Origin of the sequence: Endozoicomonas sp. ALC013, from assembly GCF_049310205.1 — a bacterium.
GTDB lineage: Bacteria > Pseudomonadota > Gammaproteobacteria > Pseudomonadales > Endozoicomonadaceae > Endozoicomonas.
In genome coordinates, this window is the sequence record NZ_JBLYNS010000211.1 from 1 (window position 1) to 6,057 (window position 6,057).

6 protein-coding genes are annotated in these 6,057 nt (G+C 52.3%); all 6 read right to left on the reverse strand.

Annotated features, from left to right (window positions below; genetic code table 11):
- Window positions 1-940 (reverse strand): type IV pilus assembly protein FimV (locus ACO6V1_RS21950; RefSeq protein ID WP_422468563.1); only part of this gene is annotated, 940 nt, incomplete at its 3' end.
- A gap of 111 nt (window positions 941-1,051) precedes the next feature.
- Window positions 1,052-2,071: an Asd/ArgC dimerization domain-containing protein gene (locus ACO6V1_RS21955; protein WP_422468566.1), complete on the reverse strand. Its 1,020-nt coding sequence runs from the start codon at window positions 2,069-2,071 to the stop codon at window positions 1,052-1,054.
- A 179-nt stretch (window positions 2,072-2,250) separates the two neighbouring features.
- Complete coding sequence (locus ACO6V1_RS21960) at window positions 2,251-2,712, reverse strand: PaaI family thioesterase (RefSeq protein ID WP_422445705.1); 462 nt, start codon at window positions 2,710-2,712, stop codon at window positions 2,251-2,253.
- A gap of 317 nt (window positions 2,713-3,029) precedes the next feature.
- Entirely contained in the window at window positions 3,030-4,151 is a 1,122-nt protein-coding gene (gene asd, locus ACO6V1_RS21965) for an aspartate-semialdehyde dehydrogenase (RefSeq protein ID WP_422468568.1), read from the reverse strand.
- A 69-nt stretch (window positions 4,152-4,220) separates the two neighbouring features.
- Window positions 4,221-5,303 carry a 3-isopropylmalate dehydrogenase gene (gene leuB / locus ACO6V1_RS21970; RefSeq protein WP_422468570.1) on the reverse strand — a complete coding sequence of 361 codons (1,083 nt, stop codon included), beginning with the start codon at window positions 5,301-5,303 and terminating at the stop codon, window positions 4,221-4,223.
- Window positions 5,304-5,317: 14 nt separating this feature from the next.
- On the reverse strand, window positions 5,318-5,968 hold the full coding sequence (gene leuD, locus ACO6V1_RS21975; protein WP_422468572.1) for a 3-isopropylmalate dehydratase small subunit: 651 nt from the start codon (window positions 5,966-5,968) through the stop codon (window positions 5,318-5,320).
- Window positions 5,969-6,057 lie beyond the last annotated feature (89 nt).

Here is a 6,057-nt window from a genome sequence, read left to right on the forward strand (position 1 = left end):
AATCCGAGACGACGGATGACGTTCGCCTGGTAGCATCCAGTTGCGCAACCTGGCTGCGCCCCCGCCACTCACGATTCTGCCTGGATACATCGGCAACGGCTTCACGGACCGTCAGACTGGTCATCTCATTACGACCCGGAATCCGCAGGACCTGCCCGCTCTTGAGGCGATTAATATTGTTATCAATAAATGCCTGTGGGTTGCCACGCTGAATCGCCAGCATGGTTTGCTGTACCGACACTTCGGAGTCGGGGCGCACTTTCTCAGCGATTTCCCAGAGGCTGTCATTTCTGTTCACCCGGTAAGTCCCGGGTGCGCTGCTGCTCAAATCTGAAGAGACATCATCGCGACGGGAAGAGACCCGCTGGACCGGTTGCCGCTGAATGGAGTCACGATATTCAACAGTTTCCTGTGACGGCGCATAGTTGCGGTTTATCCGGTTACCATTGGCCCTGAGCGGCTGGTCCCACACAGGGTTAGACCCATAATGGGGCGGAATGGATGGCTTGACAACAGGGGCTGACGTTTGACCATTGAAGGCCGGAGGATCAAGAAGAAGCGTATATTCCTTCAACAGGCGACCACTTGGCCAGTGCACCTCCACCAGGAAATTTAGATAAGGCTCATGGACCGGGCTGTCACTGGTAACCTTGATCAAACCTTTGCCATCAGGGCCAACTTTGGTGGTAAACCGCAGATTATTCAAAATGAAAGGACGTTCAACACCGGCCCGCTCAAAGTCTGTTTTGCTGGCCAGGTTAGAGAGGATCTCGTTGCGAGTGAGATCATTGACCTGCATTAACTCTATCTCAGCCACCAGGGGCTGATTCAAAGCTGAATACAGCTTAACCTCCCCCAGACCCAGCGCATGGGAATTCATTGCAGCGATTCCCCCTGCCAGCGCTGACATCACTACGACAAGTTTTTGCAGTTTCATCATGAATCCTTGTTTTATGCGTAGACTGTTTGAGCCCCTTCTGCCTTCAGCTGTAAAGAAAGCAGCCCCCCTTTCTCGATACAGCGAGGAACCCCAAGCAGTTAAACTAAGTTATCACTTAGCAAAGTCTTTTATCAATAACCTAATCAATTCAACAGCATGAACAGCACTTCTCTTGAAGCTATCGGCCACCATCCAGAAACTCAAGTCGGTTGCATAATCTGATTGCTGCCGGAGTTTGCCAATATGCAGCTGATCGCTTCCCGCAGCGTCTTCAAGGGTAGGCATACCAGGGCAATCAGCCGCTACTATTTCAGGGAGTTCTGATAGTAAAGACTGTATTTCCTGAAAATCAACCGGTTGGACAGTATCCAGATCAACAACATAACTGTCACCGAAAAATACCGGGGCTGTGATGCAGGTCACACGGATGTCCAACTCCTCTCCCAAAGCCACCAGCAGCTCATTGCGCATATTGGCTTCATTGCCGATTTTCTCACCCTCTTCGGCATCAACTTCCGGAATCAGGTTGTAGGCCAGGCGAGCGGAAAAATCACCATGCTCTGTCGGCTTGCCATTCAGCAGCTCAATGGTTTGCTTACGCAGGGCATCGACACCCTTTTTACCAAGGGCCGCCACCGGCTGCATAACCACCAGATTGATACGGCTGAGAGTAAACCGCTGGTGCAGCTTTTGCAGCAGAGGAAGTAAGCAGGCAACAGCAGATCCGGGTACGGCAAAGTAACGGTTATCTATCGCCTCTTCGATAAAATGCCTGTTCAAGTCAACCATCACCGGCACGGTATAGCCCTGAGATGCAGCCCCCTTTGCCGCATCAATAATAACACAGCCACTCTCAACTGCCCGGGTCATCAACTGGGCATTTCGGTGACACCCGGCGGGCATCACCAGAAAATCAGTGGCGGAAAAGTCGGCTTCATCAGCGGGAATAAATTCCAGTGTTTCGCCATGAAACTCAACGGAACCTGAAGCCTGTGCAGACTCCACGAGCGGATAAAGGCTCATTACCGGTAGCGGCTTACCATCAAACAGTGATTCTTCCAGTTGCCGAACCAGAGTTTCACCGGCCAGTGTGTCGGCAGCGTAAATAGCAATATTGTATGTTCGGTTCATGGATAAAAGGCCCCGCAAGCCAGAGAAAGTATGGGCATCGTTGACCTTGTGTCAGCCAGCACCACATAAATGATAAAAAACCATCGACTTTATACAGGGCGTAGATATCAGGCAAGCAGTTTCAGGCCGTTCCCCTGGAAAGTTTGAAATGTCCCCGGGCGGTTGTTCGATCTGGCCCTTCATTGCATATGCTCCTGCACTGCCTTCATAGAGTGTTGTCCTATTCGCATAAAGGTGCCTACGGCATGGGCAATGGGATGATCACGGTGTTCCTGGTAGGCAAAACCGCGGGTAAAGACCATGGAACGGGTTATATGATAAGCCTCGGCAAATGCCCGGACCGGCTTACCGGGCTGAGCGGTGGTCATATGGTCAATACGCAGATCCAGTGTCGGGCAGGCTTCCAGCTGCTCCATACGGGTGTACACGGAAATGCCGCAACAGGAGTCCATCAGGGTGGTAATGGCACCAGAGTGAATAACGCCGGTTTCCGGGTTCCCTATCAGTCGGTTGTCGTAGGGCATTTCCAGCTCAATGCCGTTACGATCCGATTTGACCAATGACATATTCAAATGCAGGCAGTGGGGAATAACTTTGACAAAGTTGCTGGCAAAGTCTGTTAGCTGTTGTTCCGTTAACATAATTCATTTTTTCTGATTATTTGTTATTTATACATAGGCAGTAAGACACGAAGTAACGGGAATGCTTCATGTCTTTTAGTACATGGTTTCAATGAGTTTGATGGGTTGTCGTGCCTCAGCACTCCGTTCGTCCTGAGCCTGTCGAAGGACCCATAGGGCCTAAAGGCGGAAACTCCGGACTCTGATAGATCGTGCCAAGCACCCTTCGACTCCGCTCAGGGTGAACGGAGATCGAACACGTCAAACTCATTGAAACCATGTACTAGTATGAAACCTCTGTTGTCTATAGAACGCTATTTCAATACAGAAGCAGACACTCAGAGCAATATGGTCAACATACGACGCAGTGGCTCTGCCGCTCCCCACAACAGCTGATCACCCACAGTAAATGCCGTCAGATAGTCAGGTCCCATATTCAATTTGCGCAGACGGCCCACCGGAATATCCAGACGGCCGGTGACCGCTGCGGGTGTCAACTGATGCATGGTCTCTTCCCGGTGGTTTGGAACCACGGACACCCAGTCATTGGCACCGGCAATCATCGCCTCAATATCCGCCATGGGGATATCGTTACGCAGCTTGATGGTCAATGCCTGACTGTGACAGCGCATGGCTCCAATGCGAACACAGATACCATCCACAGGAACCGGTGAAGCCTGGTGCCCGAGAATCTTGTTGGTCTCGGACTGAGCCTTCCACTCTTCGCGGCTCTGGCCATTCTCCAGCTCTTTATCAATGTAAGGAATCAGGCTGCCTGCCAGTGGCACACCAAACTCACTTTGCGGAAGATCAGCACTTCTTAATAAGGAAGAGGTCTTACGATCAATATCCAGAATGGCACTGGCCGGGTCAGCCAGCTCGGCAGCAACATTGCCCTGGATAGAGCCCATCTGGCTGATCAGCTCACGCATGTTTCTGGCACCGGCACCACTGGCTGCCTGATAGGTCATGGCACTGACCCACTCCACGGCATTGTGCTGAAAGAGCCCGCCGATGGCCATCAACATCAGGGAAACGGTGCAGTTACCACCGATAAAATTTTTAACACCGTCATTCAGCGCACGGTCAATCACAGCACGGTTGACGGGATCAAGAATAATCACAGCATCGTCGTTCATCCGCAGGGAGGAAGCGGCATCAATCCAGTATCCCTGCCAGCCACTGTCACGCAATGGCCGGAAGACTTTGCCGGTATAATCGCCACCCTGGCAGGAAATAATAACGTCCATTTCTCTGAGCGCGTCTATATCATGGGCATTCTGAAGGTCGCCCACAGGCACACCAACATCGGGTCCGGGCTGACCCAGTTGCGAGGTGGTGAAGAAGACCGGCTCGACACCCTTGCCCTGTAAACGGGCAAAGTCGTTTTCTTCCTGCATACGCTCCATTAATACGGAGCCCACCATGCCTCGCCAGCCAACAAAACCTACTTTTTTCATACTGCGCTCCCCCGAAAAAACGGCCCCTGCTCAAATCAGACAACAGAAGCCGCCAACATTATATATTTGTTATGCATTTAACAAACAGTCAACAACCGCATCACCCATTGCAGCGGTGCCCACCAACTGACAACCTTCAGAGGCGATATCCCAGGTACGATAGCCTTTATCCAGAACATCGCTGACTGCTTTTTCAATGGCATCCGCAGCGACAGCTTCGGCCAACGAATAGCGAAGCAACATCGCCAGGGACAAAATCTGCGCCAGAGGGTTCGCCTTGTTCTCCCCGGCGATATCCGGTGCCGAACCATGCACCGGCTCATACATTCCCTGGTTCTTTTCGTTCAGGGAGGCTGATGGCAACATACCAATCGAGCCGGTCAACATTGCCGCACAGTCGCTGAGGATGTCGCCGAACATATTACCGGTCACCATCACATCAAACTGTTTCGGAGCCCGAACCAGCTGCATGGCGGCATTATCAACGTACATATGGCTCAGCTCAACATCGCTGTAACCGGCAGACTCGGCAATAACCACTTCCCGCCAGAGACCGGTCACTTCAAGCACGTTGGACTTGTCCACCGAACAGAGTCGTCCACCCCGCTTTCGGGCTGCCTCAAAAGCCACCCTGGCGATACGACGGATTTCAGACTCCCGATAGACATAGGTGTTATAACCTTCCCGTTCGCCATTTTCCAGGGTTCGGACGCCACGGGGCTCACCAAAATAGATGCCACCGGTCAGCTCCCGCACAATAAGAATATCCAGACCAGCCACCAGCTCTGGCTTCAAACTGGAAGCTTCGGCCAGTTGCGGAAAAAGTATGGCCGGACGAAGGTTGGCAAAAAGGTCCAGTTCAGCGCGAAGTTGCAACAGCCCTTTTTCAGGACGGTTCGCCATGGGTTGATCATCCCACTTCGGACCACCTACCGAACCGAACAGGATCGCATCGGCGTTCCTGGCCAGCGCCAGGGTTTCATCACTCAGCGGAACACCATATTGATCAATGGCAGCCCCTCCCACCAGACCATGACTGACTTCAATATCGAGCCCAAAACGCAGTTTGGCCGCATCCAGTACTTTCAGGGCCTCAGCCATAATCTCAGGGCCGATGCCATCACCTGGAAGACATAACATCTGCTTGCTCATGAAAAGCTCCGCCTTTAATTATTTTTACTGGCGAACAGCCAGGGGTTATCTGCTTTATAACGCTGTTCGAAATTGCGGATCTGATCCGCATCCTGCAAGGTCAGGCCAATATCATCCAGACCGTTGACCAGGCAGTGACGACGAAATGCATCAATGCTGAATGGCAACTCTGCGCCATCAGGCTTAACCACCACTTCGCGCTGGAGATCCACCGTCAGCTGATACCCCTCATTCGCTTCCACTTCCTTGAACAGCTGCTCTACCTCCTCATCCGACAGGGTGATGGGGAGAATGCCGTTTTTAAAGCAGTTGTTGTAAAAGATATCCGCAAAGCTTGGCGCGATCACACAGCGGAAACCAAAATCATCCAGGGCCCAGGGGGCGTGTTCCCGGCTGGAACCACAGCCAAAATTCTGCCTGGCCAGCAGGATGGACACGCCCTGGTAACGGGGCTGATTCAGGACAAACTCCGGATTCAGTGGACGTTTGGTGCAATCCTGTCCAGGATAACCTTCGTCCTGATAGCGGAGTTCATCAAACAGATTGACACCAAAGCCGGTGCGTTTGATGGACTTGAGAAACTGCTTGGGGATGATCATGTCCGTATCCACATTGGCACGATCCAGGGGAGCCACTAAACCCTGATGAACGGTAAAAGCCTGCATGATTCTCCCCTTACACTACGGATGTCTGATGACGGACATCGACAAAATGGCCCGCAATGGCCGCCGCAGCCGCCATGGCCGGACTGACC